The following is a 21,534-nucleotide window of genomic DNA, read 5'->3' on the forward strand; positions in this document are numbered from 1 at the left end:
TCTCGATGATCGAGATTTAAATGCTTTTAGATAGTTTACTATTTAGACTATAAAAATGGGTAAAAGTTACATTTATAGATGAAAAATTTTAATAAAGTGAATTTAGAAGGTCCAATTATAATAATTTAGAACAACTGTTTTCCTGAATTCTACCTTATACTCACAAAATACAGCATAAAAAAACCGCTGACGATCATCAGCGGTTTTTTATTTTTCAAATAGAAAATGGGTTATTCTCTAATATGACCTTCACCTAATACATAGTATTTATTAGTAACCAATTGTTTTAAACCAAGTGGTCCACGGTGATGAAGTTTATCGGTGCTAATTGCTAGTTCGGCTCCAACTCCCATTTGACCACCATCAGTGAAACGGGTAGAAGCATTATGGTAAACAGCGGCGCTATCTACCTGCTCCATAAAGTTAGCAGCTTCTTCTTTATCTTTTGTTATAATCACGGCAGAGTGCCCACCTGAATATTTGTTGATCTTATCCATTGCGGCATCGTTGCCATCTATAGCACCAAATACAATTCTCATCGCAAGAAATTCTTCATACCAGGTATCTTCTGATGGTATTTTTTCCTCGTTCGGAAGAATTTTAGCAATATCCTCATCTACCTGGATATGTACTTTATTCTCAGTGAACATATCATAAAGCTCTTTGACTCTTTTTTCATAGTCCGGCAGGTTTTTGTCTATCAATACTTTATCTAAAGCATTACATCCTGAAATCTTATCTACTTTGGCATTCAGCATTACTTTTTTAGCAGTGTCAAAATCGGCGTTTTTAGAAACATAAAGGAAATTGTTTCCGCGACCGCTAACTAATACCGCACCGGTAGAATGTTCTTTTACAAAAGCGATAAGTTTTTCTCCACCTCTTGGCACTATTAAATCAATATGCTGTGGCGGATTTTTAAGGAAATCCTGGGTTTCAGTTCTGTTCATTTGTAACAGCTCGATCCAGTCTTTCTCAAGATTATTTTCTTTAAGAGCTTCATGCCAGCATTCTTCCAGAATCCTGTTAGAATGATTTGCTTCTTTTCCACCTTTTAAATAGATCTTGTTATTTGCTTTAAAAGCAAGTACCGCAGCTTCTATTGTTACATCGGGACGAGACTCATAAATAATCATGATCGTTCCAAATGGAGCTGTTTTATTGGTAATATCTAAACCGGTATCTAATTTTCTATGCTCTATAACCTGGCCAACAGGATCTTCCTGATCCATTACCTCTTTTACAGAACGCATCATATCATCTACCTTGGCGTTATTAACTACCAATCTATCGTACATAGCCTGATCTCCATCACCGAAAGCGTCGAGATCTTTTTTATTTGCAGCTACTATTTCTTCACGTCTTTTATCCAGAATATTTATCATGGATTGCAACACGTTATTTTTAGTTTTAGAATCTAATAATTTCATTACTTGATTATATTTTTAGTTTGATTAAACTTCATATTTTAACTCATTTAGCAAGCTTTTAAAACCAGATAAATAAGTTTAAGCGGTGAATTTGGTACCTACTGGTTTACCAGCAACAATGTCCAAAATCACATTCTTTTGTTTACCGTTTGCAATGTAAGTGGTAATGTTTTTTGCAGCAGTTCCCTTGGCAATCTTTATTTTAGACTCCATACCGCCGCGACCTTCACCTTCGCCTTTTCCAGATTCCTGAACATATTTTTCGACATTTTCATCAACGGTTACTTTATTCAGTTTTTCAGATTCGTCGTCTTCCGGGTGACCGGTGTATAGACCATCGGTATCACTTAGAATAATTAAAGAATCTGCCTGAATTAGTTCAGCAACAAGACTGGCCAGTTCATCATTATCAGAGAACATAGACATTGTTACAGATACTGCATCATCTTCATTTGCAATTGGGATAATTCCCTCAGCTAATAAAGATTCGTAGCAGTTAATCATATTTTCACGGTGAATTCCAGGGCTAAAATCTCTTTTGGTCGCCAAAACCTGTGCGCAACGCATTCCAAAATCGTGGAAAATACTATAATAGTGACGCATCATTCGCGGTTGTCCTACGGCAGAAAAGACCTGTCTTCTTTTAGAAGCATCTTCAATGTTAACATCTCCAAGCACTTCTTTACCGGCGATTGCCGATCCTGAAGAAACGAGTACTACCATAACGTCTTCTTCATATAGTGTAGCTATTTGCTCTACAAGATGTTTTAATACTGGACCTAAAATCCTATTATCTTTATTGGTCATTACATTGGTTCCGACCTTAACTACAATTCTCTTTTTTTCCATTTTATAAAGTTATATTTAAACTTCCTTTATTAATTTTAGATTACTCTTTTCCCAGTTCTACCGCTCTATCAAAGGCTGCATAGGCTGCATCTTTAATTAGCTCTTCTACGTTATTATCGTCCATAGAATCTAATGCGGCTCGGGTAGTTCCTCCTTTTGAAGCAACACGCTCCATCCAGGTACTTGGAGAAAGATCTGATTCATTAAAAAGTTTTACAGCACCTTCAAATGTTTGACTTACCAATACTTTTGAATCATTTTTAGAGAAGCCCATTTTTAGAGCGGCTTCTAGCATTGAATTCATAAAGTAGAATACATATGCAGGTCCGCTTCCTGAAATTCCTGTAGAAGCATCTATAAATTTCTCAGTCTCTACATGAATAGAAGCACCTGTGGTATCTAATAAATTTCTAACCATAAGAAGTTCAACTCTGGAAACTTCTTCAGCTTCTGTAAATGAAGTAACTCCTTTTCCAACCTGTGCTGGAAGATTTGGCATTGAACGAACAACTTTTTTAACGTCCAGGCCTTCTTGTATTTTATCTATGGTCACTCCAGCCATTAACGAAACAAAAATTTGCTGATCGTTTACAAGAGGTCTGATTTCTTCAAATAAAGAATCACAGTGATATGGTTTTACAGCAATAAATACGATGTCTGCTTTTGGAAGACATTCTTCTATATCATCATAAACATCAAAATGATCTATCTTACTAAGGGTGGTAATAACCTCGGCAGATTTATCGAAAATCATAAGGTTTCGATGATTAAGCAGACTAGACTTCGCCATTCCTTCAGCGTAGGTTAGTCCCATATTTCCTGCTCCAATAACTAATACTTTCATTCTATATTTTTTGGTTAATTAATTTTTTTCGACTCTTGGATATTCAAATCCGATTTATAAAGAACAAAGACCATGCAATGTTTTTTACCAAACCAACCTTCAATATCCATAAGCCAGGTTCAAATTAAATTATTTTTGTCTCATCTAATAAAATTTAAGGTTAAACTAATCTAAAAACCCTGGTTAAATTTTATTTGTTATATTCTTGTAAGGGAGGTAAAGCCATACTATATGGCAGTTAAAAGATAATTTAATTTTAGCTTTTGGTATAATGGAATCTATCAAAAACGTTAAAAATTATTAAAACCTGGATTAAGATGAAGTAAGATTGGAGTGAATAATAAAAAAAGAAGAATTATAATTTGAAGATATTCCTTGGAAATACTGACATTTTGCTGCCATAATTGCAGGAAAACACAAGTCATAATTAACGAAAAGGTTTTCGTTGAAAAATCGGGAATTTATGGCTTCAGGCTTATTATTTCATTAAGAGCAGGGATAATAACTTCTGATTTATACAAATCTTTAATTTTTACCCTTAAAGAATCTAAAGCTGTTGGTTCCCCGTGAATTAAAAAAACTTTCTCTGGAATGTTTTTAATTTCCGAAAGCCAGTCCAGTAATTCCTGCTGATCGGCGTGCGCAGAAAGGCTTTCTATTTTAAGTATTTTAGCCTTTACCGGGCAATACTTCCCAAAAATCTTCACTTCTGAAGCTCCATTTTCTAATTGCCGGCCCCGGGTTCCTTCAGCCTGATATCCTACCAATAATACTGTGGTTTCGGGTTTATCTATTAAATATCGCAAATAGGTGAGTACCCTTCCTCCAGTAACCATTCCGCTACCGGCAATAACTACTTTGGGACGGTTTTCATCTATGGTTTTCCAGGTATCCCCGTACGAAGTGATAATATTAAAATAAGAAAGCATTTTTCTAAATTCAGCTGGATCCAATTTATGCCATTTGCTAAATCCTTCAAATAAACTCAAAACTTCATTCCCCATTGGGCTATCAATATAAATAGGAATTTCAGGAATTTTATTTCTTTTAATTAGAAGATAGAGTTTGTACATAATTCCTTGTAAACGCTCTACGGCAAAACTGGGAATAATAAGATTTCCCTTTTGATTCAGGGTATTTATAATAGCTTCCGTAAGAATTTCATCTGAATCATCTTCGGGATGAAGCCGATCGCCATAAGTGCTTTCCAGGAAAAGATAATCTGCCCATTCAGGTTTTTTTGGTGATTCCAGCAGTACATCTTGTTTTCTACCAATATCTCCAGAAAATACAAAGCGCTTTTCATAAATATCTAATTCAATAAATGCCGAACCTAAAATATGGCCGTTGGTTTGGTAGCGATATTTTATATTTTCTGAAATTTGATACCACTCATTCAGTTTTATACTTTTAAACAAACCAATTGTTTTTTCGGTATCACTGCTAGTATATAAAGGCAATGCTAGTTTATGCTTGCTGTATTCTTCTTTGTTAGCTCTCTCGGCATCTTCTTCCTGTATCTTAGCGCTATCTTTTAAGATCACTCCGGCAATTCCTAAACTTGGAGGTGTGCTTATAATTGGATTTTTATAACCTTGTTTAACTAAACGAGGTAAGTAACCGGTATGATCAAGATGCCCGTGGGTAAGTAAAATAAGGTCTATTGCTGAAGGATCAAATGGAAAATCTTTCCAATTGAGTTCGCGTAAACTTTTAATACCCTGGAAAAGTCCGCAGTCTATTAAGATATTTAGCTCTGGTGTTTCCAGGAGAAATTTAGACCCGGTAACGGTACCGGCAGCTCCTAAAAAATGAATTTTCACTTTATTTTCCATTTGATCAATGTTTACAAAGTTCTTTCATTTCTGAAAGTATTCTTTTTTTACGCGGATTATTTATTCCTAGATGATCCAGGTAAAAAGTATCATTTATAAGTTCCTGGCATAAAACTACATCCCGACTAAGGAAAAAGTTCTTTTCCCTTTCTGAAAGTAGTGTAGAAACGGTAATTGGATACAATCCTAATTGATCTATTTTATCTTTAATGCCTTCACCTTTAGGATAATCCCAACTTAGCAGTTTTAAATTGGCACATTTACTATATTTAATAGCATCAGAAGTGAACCTGGTGTTGGTCACTACCCAACCTTCTTCAAAGTCACGTTTATTTTCCCCATTTTTTCTGAAGTTTTTAATATCCCGAAATCTTGAATCTATATAAAGCGGAATTTTCACATCGCAATTTCTTCCTGCATTATGAAATTTACACTCTATAAGCACTAATTTTTCTTCAGTTTTTGCTTCAACATCAATTTCATGGGTTACGCATTTCCCCTGGTAAGTTTTCCCAGTTTCAGTTTCATAACCACTATGACTCAAAAGCGCAGCAATAAATTTTTCAAACGGAAAACCTGTTGGTCCCAGTTCATAAATAGCGGTCTTTAATTTATATTTAGAAGCACTGGTTTTGTTTCCTTCCTTCAATAAACTAAAAGCCCGGTTATATATCTCTTTAGTAGAAATCCCATCATAAAGCTCTGTTTTTAACTTTTGAAGTGTTTTTTGGATCAGTTCTTCAGTAGCGCCAGATCGCTTTAAAGATTCTGCCACCCTCTCCAAAGAAAACTGAGCTTTCTCACCTGAAGCTTTTATGACTTTTAGATTGGAAATATCCATATTTATTGATTTAGCTAAATTTTTTTAATAGAATACTTAGACTTGTATCAAGTTACTTTTATTTTAAGTTTTAGATGGCAAAAAGAGCATAGGAATTTGGGGTTTCTTACCTAATTCTTTCAATAGTGATTTATAAAAAAGATTTTTGAAAAATCCTCTTTTTTTATGATTCAAAACCAAAACATCACTATCCCTGCTTTGAATAAAACTGTGGATTCCCTTAGTAACCTCAATATTGGTAAGCGTATGAAAGCTATGCGAAATATCTTTAAAATATTCATGTAGTTCTTCTTTCCTGGTTTCCTGCTCTTCAGTTAGCTTATCGGTATCCTGAATGTAGAGAATCCTAATACTGGCTTTAAATTTTTTAGCCATATCCATTAAAAATTCAATCTCAAAACCGGAAATAGACTTATCGTAACGGGTGGCAAAAACCATCTCTTTTTTTACCTCTGGTACAAATACACTATTGTCTGGAATTAATAAAACTGGCATATGATCTACAGCTTCAATTACATTCATACTATTGGTTCCAAAGATCCTGTCATCAGGTTCGGTTTCGCCTTTAGTACCCATAATAATAAGATCAAAAATTATTTCGTTTTGAATTTCAGCAATGGCATCATTCAGCCAGGATTCTATAATTAAGGATTTAAATCTATGATTTTGATTTTGGTTGACTATAGCAACTTCTTTAAGAAGTTTGTCCATCATTATTTTATTTTCAGCTTTAGCCTGTGCTAAACTATTTCCATTAATATCTGGTGTATAGAATTCTGGTTTGCAGGCATTCAAAAAATAAAAATTACACAGCTCATTTCGGAATAGACTAAAAGCATACACTGTAGCTTTCCAGGCGTTAGCTGAAAAATCGGTAGGGAGGAGTATATTTTTCATAATCAGTTAAATTTTCCCGATGGAATTACCATAAATGGCACTTTAACGTGAAATCCTATCTTATTCACAACTGGTCTAAAGAATAGGTTTTCAAAAAAATTGCGTTTATTATTTACCATAAATAGTAAATCTACTTTGTTTTGATCTTGAAACTTCTTAATAGCTTTTTGTACACTTTTATTTTCTATAGTATAGAATTGATGTGACGTATCACCTAAAATCTTACTAAGATTTTTCTTGTTATCTTCTTGTTTCGCATCTAAATCGTTTCCGGAGTAAACGTATAAAATATTTATTTTGGAGGTATGATTTTTAGCGAAATTCAAGATCGGTTCTAATTGTGCAGCGCTAAAATGCAGTTCGAAATCTGTAGGGAATAATATGTTTACCGGTGGCGAATATTCATAATCTGAGGGTACGGCTAGCAACGGAGATTTTAACTTGTTTATCGCATGTACGGTATTAGTACCAATCAAAATTTCCTCAGCCCCTGTTGCTCCCTGGGTTCCCATTATAACCAGGTCTATTTCTTTAGATTTCAGCTGTTCTTTCATTTCATCAATGAGAAGATTAAATGCAGAAATTTTTTCAAAATGATGTTTAGGGTTTTTAAAATCGCGATTAATTTTTCGCTCTACTTTGCGTAATCCACTTAGCGAATTCTTTTTATAAGCTTCCCCAAGGTCGGGTTGTGTACTACTGTATAAAATATATTCTGAATCATATAAAACAGGCGTATAGGTATTGAGAAGATAAAAGGTACATTCTTCATCTTTTAGCGATTTAACGGCATAAACGATAGCATTATAAGCATTTTCAGAAAAATCTGTGGGTAAGAGTATTTTTTTCATGATTTCTAATTTTTATACGCATTCACGGTTAAAATTCTGTAAAACGAGAAAAGGAATTTTTGGTTTTAAACCTACTTTATCTATAGTTGAGGTAAGCAGGATGTCTTCTAGATAAGTATGGCGTGAATTGACCATCACTAGAAGGTTTATTTTTTTTGAATCAATAAATTCTTCAATAGCTATTTCCTTTTGTAATTCTTCGCTCTGGTGATCTAGTACATTAATATTATAAAACTGCTGTTTTAAAAATTCTAAATTGTCTTTTTGCCTCGCTGAAGTTGCCTTATGCTTAGAGATATAAAGCAAGTGAATTTTAGATTTAAAATCACGGGCAATTTCACCAACAAGTTTTAATTCTCTTTTTTGATACGGGATTAAGTAATTAGTAGGGAAAAGAAAATCCCGGGGCTCTTCATATTTAAAATTTTCGGGAATGGCTAAAACAGGACTTTGAACATATTTTAGAACCAATAAGGTATTACTGCCAAAACTAAGACTCCTGTCATTGGTTGCACCGCGGGTACCCATCACCACTAAATCGGCGTTTTCTGAATTTACCAGATTATTTACTTCGTCTACCAGATCGCCAAAAGCAGCAACCGATTTAATTAGATGCCGGGGATTACAGAACTCATCGTGCATTTTGGCACTAAGATCTTTTAAGGCCTTCTCCGCAGTTTCTTTTGTTCTGCCTTTTAAATCTTCCATCAATTCACTACTTAGCAAGCTTTCATCGGTATAAACTTTTTCGGCATAGGCGTGTAATAGAATTAATTCACTCTTTTCATACTTAAAAAGCTGGCAGGCATACCGCAATGCATTAAATGCGTTTTCCGAAAAATCTGTGGGTAAAATTATCTTTCTCATCTTCTGAAACTTTGATTTATAAAATTAACCGAAGAAGCAGGCTAAAACTATGAGGAAAATCAGTTTGTTTCTGATTTTTAAGTGTTTATAATAGAAATAAGTATTTCATAGTATGACAGGTATCATATTTATAACCAGTCAATTAGGGTATATTTATAAGTAGTTTTAAAATATATAACAATGAAGAATTTAATAGTAGGAATCTTATTAAGTATTCCCTTTGTGCTAATGGCACAACAGCAGAAGGAGTTTGATTTTGTAGCCAACCAGGAAAATGGATTCACCGCAGTTAAGGAAGGTGAACGTTGGGGTTTTTTAGATGCTAATGGTGATATGGTAGTTAAACTTAGGAGTGATCTTGTGACTAATGAAAAACCCAAAAGCGGAAATATTGGTGTAGCCGGTATAAAATATCCAAAATTTCAAGAGGAAAGAGTCATTATTAGAAAGCAGCAAGATGGAGTTAATTATTATGGCTTTATAAATACCGAAGGAAAGACCGTTGTTGAACCCGAATTCTTAAACCTTACCAATTTCTCCAATGGCAAAGCCCTGGCTTTAAAACTAGAAGAAGAAAGACTTGGGAAGAACCAATTGTTAGGCAAAGGAGTGATTTCTTATAAATATGATGTAGTGTTAATTGATAAAAAAGGAGAAGTACTAAAATATTTAGAAGGCCCATTTCCGGTTTCTCTTTCTAAACAGAAATTAAGAGAAGCCCCTAAAATTGAGGCAAAATGGCTAGGTGAAAAAACACTAAGCGTTAAAGCTCCCAATAAAAAATGGCGAATTCATAAACTTTAAAAAGTAATAAAGCCGATGTAAAATTTGCATCGGCTTTATTTTTGTTAATCTATCGAGATGCTGTGCCCGTGTTGTTATAAAATGTTTCAAGAACATTGGATCGCGAGTCATCAAGAAACATTCACAGTTTTAGTTTCTTTAGCTTTTTCTGTTTTTCTCTTCTTAAGGTTCATTTTTAAAATTCCCTCTTTGTATTTAGCTTCAACTTCTTTATCCATATCTACTTCTTCGGGCAGACTTATATTTCTGGAAAAACTGTTATAGCTAAATTCTTTCCTAACGTAACTTTCTTTTTCTTCCTCTATCTTATTTTCTTTTTCAGCGGAAATAGATAAAACACCGTCTTCTATAGAAATTTTAAAATCCTCTTTTGAAAGTCCGGGAGCTGCAAGTTCAATTTCAAATTCGTTATCTTTTTTCTTAACATTTAGTGCCGGAAATAGATCCTGATCAAAATCTCCGTTGAAAAAACGATTTAGATTGAAGATTCCGCGTTTGGTATCCATTAGATCAGAAAAAAATGGATCGTTAGCCAGGAACGAACTACCTAAGGTGGGATTTCTGCGGTTTTTAGATTTAATGAGTGACATAATAGTATAAATTTAAATGGTTAATAATTAATAAAGCCATCTAATTTAATCTATAATATGGGGGTTTAATATGATGAAAATCAGTTATTTAATATTTATTTTCCCATAATTTGAAAAGGTTGTAAAACATAGAAACAGGAGACCATTGCCTCCTGTTTCCCAGAAGATATTAAGTTTACTCTTTAACTCTAGCTTGATATCAGTGATCTTACTCGAAGTAAAATTTGTATATCAGGTTAAAAAATACCTTTGATATCTTCTAAATTTGATTTCCAACTCTAATAAGTACATAGAAACCAAATTATATTTATGTATTGATATTTTAAATGTATGCTAAAGATGGTTTTATAAAAATGACAAATGTCAGGAAATCAGTATTTAACAAATTTTTAGCATTAGGTTATTTCCTGTAATCTATCTGGTTTTAGAATATTTATCTTCTTTCCTTTAATAGCAATAATTCCTTCTTTCTTAAGGCTGGAAAGGCTACGTATAAAACTCTCAGGAGAAATACCTGCTATACTTGCCAAATCTGTGCGGGAAATTTTTAGGCCCTGCATATCTGGATTTTGTAGTTCTTCTGCAAATTGAAGTATGGTATTGGAAGTCTTTTTTAATACCGAGGCATAAGCCATTTCTAGAAGCTGTGATTTTAGCGTTAAAACAGTATCAGATAAATTTTGAGCAATATCCAGGCTTAAATTCTGATTTTCCTGTAGAATTTCTCTAAATTCTTTATGTAGAATTCTATATAATTTACTGGGCTCTAAAGTTGCCGCCATTTCGGGATAAGTTGGGTTTTTATTGAAGCCATATAAACCCAGCAATTCATTTTTTCTATAAATTCCAGTAATTAATTCTTTACCCAGCTGGTCCATTCGGGAAGTTTTAACCATCCCTTTTTTAATAAGATATATAAAGCTGCAATGCCTGTTTTCTTTAAAAATTATTTTATGATTATCTAAACTTACTTGTTCACCATTTTCTTCAATGAATAATTTTAAAGCATCAATATTAGAAATATTACTCCTGGAGGTTGAAGAATTTCCTCGTTTGTTCAATAATAATTCTATTGTTTCAAAAAGTTGTTTTTCTGAAAATGGACCGACCAAATGTTTATGATGGACATGGATGGGTTTCCAGCTCTTAACTTCAGATTGTCTAATTATAGAGAGTAGAGGGATGGAACAAAAAGCGAAATTAACTTTCAGAAAGTTAATAAGCATTTTTGTATCGCGCTCCCAAATTAATAAACCAGGTTTCTTTTCAATTGCTAAAGTTTTTAAATTATTTAAACAATTAATTTGAAGTAAATCAAAATGGTCCAGGGCCAGATTAGCTGGATTTAGATAATTGGTGGTTCCCCCTGAAATATAAAGAATACGCTTCATTCCTGGAATTCTTAAAATTAGTTACAAGAGCTTAAGGGGTGCTTGTATTTCCAATGGGGGGAGTAGGGACGAAATACATTAAACAAAGCATAAATATACAAAGTAATTTTTTAAATCTCACCTACGAATAAAAAAGTCTTATCTATTTAAAATTCTAATACATAGGATTGTTAATGAATTTAAACTGCGTAAAATATTCTATAAAAACTGATTTTTATCATTTTTAACTAGTAAGCCTGGACTTATCTTTAAGCAGTATTTTATGGTTATGGAATTATCTAAAAAAATGATGCTTAACGAAGAGTTCTATCAACATATAGGAATGGTTTTCTACGCTATTGCTGCATCGGATAAAGTGGTGCGAGCCGAAGAAATTAAAACCTTAAAAGACCTAGTAAAAGAGAAATGGGTTCCTATAGACAATACTGCCGATGAATACGGGACTGACGAAGCCTTTAAAATTGAAATGATATTCGATTGGCTGGAGGAGAATTCTCCAGAAGCCGATTGGGCATTTAATGAGTTTAAAGATTATAAAAAGCATCATCCGCAATTATTTACATTAGAAATAAATCAATTGATTTGGCAAACTGCCGATGCTATCGCGGCGTCCTTTGCAGGAAAAAATAAATCAGAACTTATTATGCTTTCAAAACTTAAAACAGTACTCAAAGCTTAATGCTTATAAACTTATATGTGGAAAGATTAATTTAATAGTTTTTCTGAAAAATTCAAGCTTATGGAAACACTAATTTGCCAAAGTTGTGGTTGGCCATATACCAAAACCACTTCAGGCACAAATAGAGATAGGTCGCTCAATATAGATTACTGCCGGGATTGCTACCAGGATGGAGCTTTCACCGATAGATCTCTTAATTTACATCAGTTAGAAGTGAAATTATTGGAAATGGCAGAAATCCATGATGATATTAGCCTGGAAGAGGCTCAACAGCTGATAAAGAAACTGCCGGAATTAAAAAGATGGCGTATGGATAATATTTAATTTATTGTGCCTTAAAACCCATCTTATTCTTTAAAACCGGGACTTCCCATTTAATCATTTCCTTTAGGAACTCATCTATCTTTTCTACTATTAATTTTTCTGTAATATAATCGGGAGGGAAAGTACCTAATTCTACAATTTCATCCTCCGGAAGCATCCAGTTCTGTAAGGAGGGAAAGGTGACAAAAATTTCTATATCTCCATTATGCAGCTGGGAAAAAACCAGCGCGCCACCTTGTAAAAATTTATAGGTTGGAATTTTGTTGGTGAATTCAATAAGATCTATAGGAAAGGATTCAAAAGTTATGTTAACCGCCTCGTGGGTATGAATCCATTTTAACTCCTGTACTTTCTATCCCACGGGATAAGTGGCTTCGGCTTTCTTAAGCGTAGAAATAATCAGTTCCTTGGTATTACTTTCCCACGTAATACGTTTATTTACCACGATTTTTATAGAAAGTTTATACTCATTAATACGCTCTCCGAGATGTTCCAATTTCATCATTAGCATTTTATTAATTAGTCTTCTTTCGCTAAGCGTGCCTTTTCTCGAGCCTGTTTTCTAAAATAACCACGGAATAAAATATTGTTTTTTAATGCTTCCATATTTTCATTGAAACGAAAGCTCGCTTCTTCTATATTTTGCATGCTTTGGTCTATATTTTTTACAAAACCAGTGTCTTTAAGTATAAAATTCAACGCTCCTTTTTCTGAATTAAGATTGGTGGAAAATTCCCCTAAATCTGTACTTATCATTTTTATTTTAGACGAGCTAACCTGCAAATCTTCAATGATAGTACTAAAGTTCTTTTGCGCCGTAGAATCACTAAGTAATAAGCCTGCTACAGAATTTTCATAATCTATAGCATGTAAAATATCATTTAATTTTGCGATACTTGCTTTTGCCGAATTTGTGGTTTTATTCAAATTTTCAGCACTTTGCTGAATATTATTTGCGAGATCTTCATCTTTAAGTAAATCACCTAAGACGCCTTCTCCCGCATTTATACTATTGGTTATTTTTAAAAGATCCGCAGTTAAAAGCGCTGCATTTTCGTTGGTTTGGTTTAACGTATTTAGCATATCTGCCGTAGCTACCTGGCTAAGGGATTCAAGAGTGTCACCTTCACGAATGATTCTGGAGCCTACTTTATTATTTGGAAGAATATTTAATACCATACTGCCCACCAATCCGTCAGAGTTTATGGTGGCAACAGAGCTGTATTTAATTAAATTCGCCGCTTCCCGGTTTATAAGAAGATCTACAGAAATCGCAGTATCGTTTAAAAATATAATCTCTTTTACAGTGCCCACATTTACACCTGAATAACGCACGTTATTACCAGATTGTAACCCATTTACATTCTTAAACACAGAACTTATCATAATTGAATCGCCAAACAGGTTTTGCTTATTACCAATAAAGAAAACTCCAAGGGTAAATATGATTATCCCGGATATAATGAGTATTCCTAATCTTAGATTTTGTCCAGAATTTGATTTCATATTTAGATCTTTTACTTGATTGTCGAGATATAATTTTACGAGGTATTTTACTATGATTTTAATTCTGTATTTCCCAGGTATTTACGTTGGTTTCCCGCTACAATTATTCATATTGAATCATTTAAAAAATGCTTTAATCTTAGGATCGTTTGATGCTGCTAACTCGCTAAAACTTCCTTCTGCATAATCTTTTCCATCCAGCAATAAGATCATTCGGTTAGAAATTACCCTGGCACAATCTACATCGTGAGTAATGATAAGTGATGAGGTTGCATATTTTTGCTGAATATTCATCATTAATAAAATAATTTCTTTCGCGGTAATAGGATCCAGGCCGGTGGTTGGCTCATCATAGACTATAATTTTTGGTTTTAAAATAAGCGCCCTTGCCAGGGCAATTCTACGCTGCATTCCTCCAGAAAGCTCAGCCGGCATTAAATCTATAGTTTGTGGTAAGCCAACATTTTCAAGGGCTTCTCTTACCAATTCTTCGGTTTTCTTTTCAGAGTCTTTTCGATGTCTTCTTAACGGGAATTCCAGATTTTCCCTTACCGTCATAGAATCATATAAAGCACTTCCCTGGAATAAAAAACCTATATCGGTTCGCAATTCGTCCATTTCATTTTGCTTCAGTTTTGAAATATCTTTTCCTAAAACTTTTATATTTCCCTTATCAAAATCCATTAAGCCCACCAGGCATTTAATCATAACCGATTTTCCTGAACCAGATTTCCCCATTAAAACCAGGTTTTCACCTTCGAAAAGTTTTAAATTGAAATTCTTTAGTACTTCAACATCTCCAAAACTTTTATATAAATTCTCTATAGCTATTACCGCCTGTTTTTCCATTTTAATTATAAAAAATATCAGTTATGAAAACCGCTATAAAATCTAATATAAAGAGTAGCATAGAGGTGAAAACCACCGCTGAATTTGAAGCTTTTCCAACGCCGGCAGTTCCTTTTTTACTGTTGTAACCTTTAAAGCAGCCTACCAGGCCAATGGCAAATCCGAAGAAAAAAGTCTTGACCGTTGCTGGAATTAAATCAGTAAATTCCAATGCTTCAAAAACCTGATTAAAGTAAAGAGTAAAAGAAACATCACCTTTAGTATTTTCTATAATTGCAGAACCTAATAAAGCAACAAAATCTCCTATAATTACCAGCAGTGGTAGCATACAGGTTGCCGCGAGTATTCTAGTAACTACAAGAAATTTAAAGGGATTGGTTCCAGAAACTTCCATCGCATCTATTTGTTCTGTAACGCGCATAGATCCTAATTCGGCACCAATACTGGAACCAATTCTTCCGGCGCAAATAAGTGCGATAATTACCGGGCCAATTTCCCTAACAATAGAAATACTTATCATAGAAGGCATCCAGGAAACCGCACCAAATTCCATTAAAGTTGGCCGGGATTGTAGGGTAAAAACCAGTCCCAAAATAAATCCTGTTACAGCTACTAAAAGCAAAGATTTATTGCCCATTTGGTAGCATTGTTTCAAGAATTCTCTAAACTCGAACGGCCTGCTAAAAAGTTCCCGAAAATACCTTCCGGTGAAATTTCCCATTTCCCCAATTTCAATAAAAAAGGAGTTTAAATTTGAATGGTATGATGATAGAAATTTCATATAGCTTCATTACAGTAAATTTAGCTTTAGAGGTCTTCAATAGAAATGATATATATCAGTTTATCATAACTATTTGTATAAAAATGAGTTTTGTAATGAAATAATATTATTAATACTTAAAATATTATGATTTTTTATATTTTTAAGATTTAAAATGTGTTAAATTTTAAGCTTATAAAATTATCTTTAAGAATTGTAAAAGCAGGTAAATCTCTGTATTTCTGATATTTTGTTAATTTAAATGGCAAATGAGTTCATATTTTTATGATTAATCTTATATTTTTGAACTTTACCATTTTTAATCTTTATTTAAGACTGACTTAATCATTTCTAAATGACAAAAGTAAATAACTACCTTTCTACCTCGGAGCTGGAGAATAAGCTTAAAACTGATGAACCGCGTGTTATAGCTGTTGGCGCAAGTGCCGGTGGTTTGGAAGCATTAAAGTCTTTTTTTGAAGGCATACCCGAAACCGATAAGAATGCGTATGTAGTTATACAACATCTCTCTCCAGACTATAAAAGTATGATGGGAGAACTTCTTAAGAAAAATACCAATCTGCCCATTCTCGAGATCAAAGACGGTATGAAGATGAAGCAAGGCCACATCTATCTAATTCCGCCGGTAAATAACCTCACTTTTTCAGATAATAAACTACACCTTGTTGAAAAGCCAAAAAATCAGAGTTTAAACTTGCCTATAGATATGTTTTTTGAAGCACTCTCAAAGGAAAGAAAAGAGAAGGCTATAGGGGTTATCTTAAGTGGAACCGGCAGTGATGGTACAAGGGGCGTAAGAGCAATAAAAGAACGGGATGGAATGATTATGGTGCAGGATCCTGAAGAAGCTAAGTTTGACGGGATGCCACAAAGCGCTATAAATACAGGCCTGGTTGATTATGTGATACCCGTTTCTAAAATGGCCAAAGAACTTATAAATTTTATAGATTCTCCTTCAGTCTTTCATTTTAAAGATGGCGATTTAAATTATAATGAAAGCGAACTCATGAAAATTCTTCGCTTTGTAGATGAAAAAACCGGTCTTGATTTTAGAGAATATAAACATGCCACACTTGCAAGACGAATTGCAAGAAGGGTGAATGTTTGTAAATGCAATAGCCTATCTGATTATTATGAGTTTTTAATTAAAAATGAAGAGGAAATAGAAATACTTCATCGGGAATTCCTAATTGGGGTTACCAAATTTTTTAGAGACGAGAAAGTCTGGAAAATATTAAGAGAGGAAGTAATTCCTAAAATGGTAGAAAAAAAGAAGGATGGAGAAGTTATAAAACTATGGGACGTTGCTTGTAGCAGTGGGGAAGAAGCTTATTCTTTCGCGATGTGTATTAATGAAGAAATTGAAAAGCAACGAAAAAGTGTAGATTTAAAGATTTTTGCCACCGATATTTCTCAAAAGCACCTGAATATAGGTAGTGAGGCATTTTATCCGGAAAGTATTGTAGCCGATATCGATTCAGATTTGTTGCTGAAGTATTTTATTAGTAAACCAGATGGGTATAAGGTAGTAGACAAAGTACGCCGAATGGTGGTTTTCTCAAGGCATAACATCATTAAAAATCCACCATTTAATAATATGGATATGGTGGCCTGTAGAAATTTACTGATCTATTTTCAACCCGGAATTCAAAATAAGGCATTAAATTTCCTGCAATATGCCCTAAAAGTTGGAGGAATATTAGTTTTAGGAACCAGTGAAAATGTGTCTTCTCAGAAAAATAATTTTAAAGTTATAAATCGTTCAGCAAAAATTTATCAGAATGAAAATTCAGATAAGCGATTAGATTCAAATATTTCGCAAGCTACCACTTCAAATAATTTAACCTCAGGTTTGCGTCAAATTAGGCGCCCTTCTTACAAAAAAGCTACCAACCCACTAAAAACTAAACTTACAGAGGAGCTTAATGAAACAATTCTGGAAACCTTTGGAGGCGCCAGTGTTTTTGTAGATAAAGATTTCAATATTTTGCAGGCAGTTGGTGAGTTTAGAAAATATGCCAATTTACCAATTAGCGGCTTTTCAGTAAATCTTTTAGATATGATGGGAAGCGATCTAAAATATATTATTCAAAGCACCCTAAAAAAAGCTAAAAAGAGTAATTCAAAGGTGAGGTATAAAGATGCTTCTTTTGAACATCATGAAGAGCAGCGTTCGGTAGATATTATTGTAAAACCATATCAACAAAAAACCGAAGATGCCAACTCGAGTTTCGTGATTACTTTTATAGAGAAAGAAGTAAACTTAAAAGAGGTTGATACGCTGGAAAAACTTAGCCTTACTAACCGCACCAAAGAATATGTAGCAGATCTTGAAGACGAACTTAAAGAGACCAAGGAGGAGCTGCAAACTTCTATGGAAGAAATTGAGACCAGTAATGAAGAGCTTCAAGCGGCAAATGAAGAATTGCTGGCTTCTAACGAGGAACTACAAAGTACTAATGAGGAATTGCAAAGTGTAAATGAAGAAATTAATACAGTGAATGCTGAAAACCTTCAAAAGGTAGAAGATCTTGCTGCATTAAATTCTGATATGAACAACTTGCTGGAAAGCACCGAAATTGGAGTGATTTTCCTGGATGAAGATTTGAAAATAAGAAAATTTACACCGGCAATTCAGCGACATTTTAATTTAATAGATTCAGATGAAGGGCGCCCTATAGAACACTTTACTTCAAGTATGGGTAAGAGTAATCTTATTACCCGATGTAAACGCGTTCTTAGAACTGGGAAAATTCTGGAAAAGCAGGTAATGACTAAAGATGGTTCTCATTATTTAAGGAGAATTTCGCCTTATCAAAATTCTAAAGATGAGGTTAATGGAGTGGTAGTGACCTTTATAGATGTTGGACTATTGCAGCGCTCTAAAGAGCGTTTAATTGCAAGTGAAAAACGTTTTAAATCTTTTTACGAAGAAGATCCTGTAATTCATATAAGTGTAGATCCACAAACCCAGCTTATCGTACAATGCAATGAAATGGCTGTTAGTAAACTGGGTTATGAGTCTAAAGAGGATTTAATAGATAAACCTATACTTGATCTCTATAATGAAGATTCTCAGCTAAGAGCTTTAAAATCAAATAAAGAATTTAAAAATAGTGGCACTATAGTAAATATGGAACAGGAGATTCTTACTGCTTCGGGAGATTTGTTACCTGTAATCCTGAATGCCACTGCAGAGAAAGATTTGGATGGTAAATTAGTGACCATAAGGTACACCTGTGTAGATATTTCTGCATTGAAAAAAGCTGAAAATAAATTAAAACAGCAGCGAGAAGATTTAGAACGAGCCAATAAAGATTTAGAACAATTTGTCTCAATTTGCTCTCACGATCTTCAGGAACCGCTTTCTACTATTAAATTTGGTAGTGACGTTTTGGGTAAACTATATTCAACTAAATTAGACGAAAAAGGAAAGAATTATATTCAATATATTAAAGATGCATCTACCAGGCTTTCCGAGCAAATTAAAGCCCTGCTAGAGCATTCAAGAATTGGTCGTCACGGAGAAAAAAGCCTGGTTAATATTAAAGAAGTTGTGGAGGTTGTGAAATATGATCTCGGCAAAAGAATCAAAGATACCAACGCCAAAGTAAACGCCGGGACACTTCCAAAAATTATGGGTCATGAAGTAGAATTGCGACTACTATTCCAGAACCTTATAAGTAATGCCATAAAATACACACCAAAAGAGAGAAATCCAGATGTGCGTATTGCAGCGTATAGAGAAGGTATGCATTGGGTATTCTCTGTTACCGATAATGGTTATGGGATTTCAGAAGAAGATAAAAAGAATATTTTCACGATCTTTAACCGCGTTAAGGAAACTAATGGAAACGATGGTACGGGAGTGGGACTTGCGCACGTTGAAAAAATTGTGCAGTTACACGAGGGTACTATCTGGGTAGAAAGCCAGGTTGGAGTGGGGAGTACTTTTTATTTTAAATTAAAAGCATAGCCGTTTATGAGCTCAGAGCAGCTTCCTTATCCAGAAAAAGTAGATATTCGAAACTGTGATAAAGAACCAATTCATTTAATAGGAAAAGCACAGGCTCACGGAGTTATCCTTGCGGTTAATCCCCAAACATTTAAAATTATTCAGGCGTCTGAAAATACTTCCAAATTTTTTGGAGTTGTTCATCAAGACGTTTTAAATACCTCTATCGAAGCCTTAATTGGAGAAACTGCTTTTCAAAGAATAAACGAGACCATTTCCAGCGAATCCAACTTCAGTGCTGAGGAACTTAAAATTAATAAGAAGTTCTTTGTAATGATGCCACATTTATCTGAAGAACATCTAATTCTGGATTTTGAACTTCTCGGTGATTTTTGGGATCCTATGCATTTTCAGCAACAGTTAACTACCATAATTAACGGTCTGGATGCTGTGGAAACTATTCACGCTCTTTGCAATAAAGCAGCCAGATTAATGAAGAATATCTTCGATTACGATCGCGTAATGATTTATCGCTTTGATGAAGAATGGAACGGAGAAGTAGTTGCTGAGGAAAAGGAACCCCATTTAGAGAGCTGGTTAGATTTGCATTATCCTGCTAGCGATATCCCGGCACAATCCAGGAATTTATTTTTAAAACATAAGGTTAGAATAATTTCAGATGTTAATTATGAACCTGTTCCAATTACGCCAGAAATTTCTCCCATAACCCATATGCCATTAGATCTTTCCAGATCTGAATTGCGCGGAGTTTCTCCTATTCATATTGAATATTTACAAAACATGAAGGTTGGAGCTTCTTTAACCGCAGCGATTATTGTAAATGGTAAACTATGGGGTTTGGTGGCCTGCCATCATTATTCGGCTAAATTCATTAATTATTTTCAACGTGAAACCTGTAAATTCTTAACACAGGTTTTTTCTAGTAATATATCTTCTATCCAAACAGGTATTTTTAATAAAAAATTGGATGAAAGTACCGAATTACGAGAAGAAATACTGGAAGACCTAAATATTGAAAACACTCTGGTACTCGGTCTTCAAGAAGCTAAAGTTTCATTTACCTCACTTATTGAAAGTGGTGGAGGTGCTGTAGTTTTGGAAAATGAAATCGCACTTTTCGGCAATACGCCTACCAAAGTTGAAATTTTGCAATTATGTGATTTTTTAGCTGAAAAAGAGGAAACTATTTTCACGACTAAAAGCCTTAAAAGTCAATATCCAGAAGCAGAAAAGTTTAAAAAATTGGCTTCAGGAATATTGAGTTTTAAATTAGGACAGGCAAAAGATAGTTTTGTAATATGGTTTAGACCAGAAGTTTCAGAAACAGTGAGTTGGGGTGGCGATCCTAATAATAAAATTTCTTATAACGAAGAAAAGCAACGTTTAAGTCCGAGAAAATCTTTTGAGAAATGGACGGAGAAATTAGACGGAATTTCCAGTTCTTGGCAGGATTACGATATTGAAACTGCTAAAGCTTTTAGAGAGAATTTAAATCAGTTTATTCTTAAAAAACAAAAAGAAGAGATTAGCCGTTTAAACCAAAATTTTGTTGAAGCCAATAAAGATTTGGAACTTTTTAGTTATGGTGTTTCTCACGATCTGCGCAGTCCATTGCGCGGTATTATTGGTTATGCTCAAATTTTAAAAGAAGATTTTGATAAAGAACTTTCTGCTGAAGCTTCAGAAACTATTGATACTATTTTAACGGCTTCTGGCAAGATGGAAGGAATTATAGATGATATTCTATCTTTCGCAAAAGTTACCGGTGGCGAAATTCAGAAGAAAAATTTCAACACTAATAAAGTATTAGAGGAGCTTTTACTAAGCTTTAATATTAAAAGTAATTTCCCGACAACGAAATTAAAAATTCAGGATAATTTACCAGACACTTATGGGGATAGGCGCATGATCTTTCAGCTTTGGAGCAATTTGGTGGGAAATGCTTTAAAATACTCGCAGCAAACCGCAAATCCCAGTATAGAAATAGGGAGCATTACTCAGGATAATAAGGATGTTTTCTACATAAAAGATAACGGAATTGGAATTGCAGAAAACAAAAAAGATAGAATTTTTGATATGTTTTCCCGGTTTTCTAAAAAAGATTTTAAAGGTAGTGGTGTTGGTCTTACTATAGTTGCCAGGGTTTTAGAAAAACACAATGGTAAAATTTGGGTTGAAAGTGAACCTGAAAAAGGAAGTACTTTTTTCTTTCACTTATAA

At 34.0% G+C, this 21,534-nt stretch carries 20 protein-coding genes; 5 read left to right on the forward strand and 15 right to left on the reverse strand.

Features of this window, described 5'->3' with window-relative positions:
• Window positions 1-230: 230 nt before the first annotated feature.
• From FG27_RS16535 to FG27_RS16570, 8 genes are all read right to left on the reverse strand, one after another.
• A complete protein-coding gene (locus tag FG27_RS16535; RefSeq protein ID WP_037321076.1) occupies window positions 231-1,430 on the reverse strand; it encodes a glutamate-5-semialdehyde dehydrogenase in 1,200 nt (399 codons plus the stop codon).
• A 78-nt stretch (window positions 1,431-1,508) separates the two neighbouring features.
• Window positions 1,509-2,279 (reverse strand): glutamate 5-kinase, encoded by a 771-nt coding sequence (proB, locus tag FG27_RS16540; protein WP_037321078.1) that lies wholly within the window; start codon window positions 2,277-2,279, stop codon window positions 1,509-1,511.
• A 40-nt stretch (window positions 2,280-2,319) separates the two neighbouring features.
• Window positions 2,320-3,123 carry a pyrroline-5-carboxylate reductase gene (proC, locus tag FG27_RS16545; protein ID WP_037321081.1) on the reverse strand — a complete coding sequence of 268 codons (804 nt, stop codon included), beginning with the start codon at window positions 3,121-3,123 and terminating at the stop codon, window positions 2,320-2,322.
• Window positions 3,124-3,584: 461 nt separating this feature from the next.
• Window positions 3,585-4,958 (reverse strand): MBL fold metallo-hydrolase RNA specificity domain-containing protein, encoded by a 1,374-nt coding sequence (locus FG27_RS16550; protein WP_037321084.1) that lies wholly within the window; start codon window positions 4,956-4,958, stop codon window positions 3,585-3,587.
• A gap of 4 nt (window positions 4,959-4,962) precedes the next feature.
• On the reverse strand, window positions 4,963-5,799 hold the full coding sequence (locus tag FG27_RS16555; RefSeq protein ID WP_037321086.1) for a restriction endonuclease: 837 nt from the start codon (window positions 5,797-5,799) through the stop codon (window positions 4,963-4,965).
• Between the two features lie 63 nt (window positions 5,800-5,862).
• Window positions 5,863-6,696, reverse strand: coding sequence for a universal stress protein (locus FG27_RS16560; RefSeq protein WP_037321088.1), 834 nt, complete (start codon window positions 6,694-6,696; stop codon window positions 5,863-5,865).
• Between the two features lie 2 nt (window positions 6,697-6,698).
• Window positions 6,699-7,547, reverse strand: coding sequence for a universal stress protein (locus FG27_RS16565; RefSeq protein ID WP_037321089.1), 849 nt, complete (start codon window positions 7,545-7,547; stop codon window positions 6,699-6,701).
• A 12-nt stretch (window positions 7,548-7,559) separates the two neighbouring features.
• Window positions 7,560-8,414, reverse strand: coding sequence for a universal stress protein (locus tag FG27_RS16570; RefSeq protein WP_037321092.1), 855 nt, complete (start codon window positions 8,412-8,414; stop codon window positions 7,560-7,562).
• 180 nt (window positions 8,415-8,594) lie between these two features.
• Here FG27_RS16570 and FG27_RS16575 point away from each other — a divergent pair, with 180 nt between their 5' ends.
• On the forward strand, window positions 8,595-9,218 hold the full coding sequence (locus FG27_RS16575; RefSeq protein WP_037321094.1) for a WG repeat-containing protein: 624 nt from the start codon (window positions 8,595-8,597) through the stop codon (window positions 9,216-9,218).
• A gap of 110 nt (window positions 9,219-9,328) precedes the next feature.
• Here FG27_RS16575 and FG27_RS16580 read toward each other — a convergent pair whose 3' ends face one another.
• Both FG27_RS16580 and FG27_RS16585 read right to left on the reverse strand, forming a co-directional pair.
• Window positions 9,329-9,808: an Hsp20/alpha crystallin family protein gene (locus FG27_RS16580; RefSeq protein ID WP_037321096.1), complete on the reverse strand. Its 480-nt coding sequence runs from the start codon at window positions 9,806-9,808 to the stop codon at window positions 9,329-9,331.
• A gap of 395 nt (window positions 9,809-10,203) precedes the next feature.
• Window positions 10,204-11,199: a Crp/Fnr family transcriptional regulator gene (locus FG27_RS16585; RefSeq protein WP_051935908.1), complete on the reverse strand. Its 996-nt coding sequence runs from the start codon at window positions 11,197-11,199 to the stop codon at window positions 10,204-10,206.
• A gap of 268 nt (window positions 11,200-11,467) precedes the next feature.
• Here FG27_RS16585 and FG27_RS16590 point away from each other — a divergent pair, with 268 nt between their 5' ends.
• Both FG27_RS16590 and FG27_RS16595 read left to right on the forward strand, forming a co-directional pair.
• Entirely contained in the window at window positions 11,468-11,878 is a 411-nt protein-coding gene (locus tag FG27_RS16590) for a hypothetical protein (protein WP_037322413.1), read from the forward strand.
• 60 nt (window positions 11,879-11,938) lie between these two features.
• A complete protein-coding gene (locus FG27_RS16595; RefSeq protein ID WP_037321098.1) occupies window positions 11,939-12,202 on the forward strand; it encodes a zinc ribbon domain-containing protein in 264 nt (87 codons plus the stop codon).
• A gap of 1 nt (window position 12,203) precedes the next feature.
• Here the strand turns inward: FG27_RS16595 and FG27_RS19165 are convergent, their stop codons facing one another.
• The 5 genes from FG27_RS19165 to FG27_RS16610 all read right to left on the reverse strand — a co-directional run bounded on the left by FG27_RS19165 (window position 12,204) and on the right by FG27_RS16610 (window position 15,338).
• A complete protein-coding gene (locus tag FG27_RS19165; protein WP_156101250.1) occupies window positions 12,204-12,359 on the reverse strand; it encodes a hypothetical protein in 156 nt (51 codons plus the stop codon).
• Between the two features lie 195 nt (window positions 12,360-12,554).
• Window positions 12,555-12,707, reverse strand: a complete 153-nt coding sequence (locus FG27_RS19170) for a hypothetical protein (protein ID WP_156101251.1) — start codon at window positions 12,705-12,707, stop codon at window positions 12,555-12,557.
• A gap of 14 nt (window positions 12,708-12,721) precedes the next feature.
• Window positions 12,722-13,708, reverse strand: a complete 987-nt coding sequence (locus tag FG27_RS16600; RefSeq protein WP_037321100.1) for an MlaD family protein — start codon at window positions 13,706-13,708, stop codon at window positions 12,722-12,724.
• A 117-nt stretch (window positions 13,709-13,825) separates the two neighbouring features.
• Window positions 13,826-14,557: an ABC transporter ATP-binding protein gene (locus tag FG27_RS16605; protein ID WP_037321101.1), complete on the reverse strand. Its 732-nt coding sequence runs from the start codon at window positions 14,555-14,557 to the stop codon at window positions 13,826-13,828.
• A gap of 1 nt (window position 14,558) precedes the next feature.
• Window positions 14,559-15,338: an ABC transporter permease gene (locus FG27_RS16610; protein ID WP_037321103.1), complete on the reverse strand. Its 780-nt coding sequence runs from the start codon at window positions 15,336-15,338 to the stop codon at window positions 14,559-14,561.
• A 334-nt stretch (window positions 15,339-15,672) separates the two neighbouring features.
• Here FG27_RS16610 and FG27_RS16615 point away from each other — a divergent pair, with 334 nt between their 5' ends.
• Together FG27_RS16615 and FG27_RS16620 are read left to right on the forward strand one after the other, a co-directional pair.
• Complete coding sequence (locus FG27_RS16615; RefSeq protein ID WP_037321105.1) at window positions 15,673-19,314, forward strand: chemotaxis protein CheB; 3,642 nt, start codon at window positions 15,673-15,675, stop codon at window positions 19,312-19,314.
• Between the two features lie 6 nt (window positions 19,315-19,320).
• Window positions 19,321-21,534 (forward strand): ATP-binding protein, encoded by a 2,214-nt coding sequence (locus tag FG27_RS16620; RefSeq protein ID WP_037321107.1) that lies wholly within the window; start codon window positions 19,321-19,323, stop codon window positions 21,532-21,534.

The sequence above is a fragment of the Salegentibacter sp. Hel_I_6 genome, assembly GCF_000745315.1.
In the GTDB taxonomy this organism is placed as follows: domain Bacteria; phylum Bacteroidota; class Bacteroidia; order Flavobacteriales; family Flavobacteriaceae; genus Salegentibacter.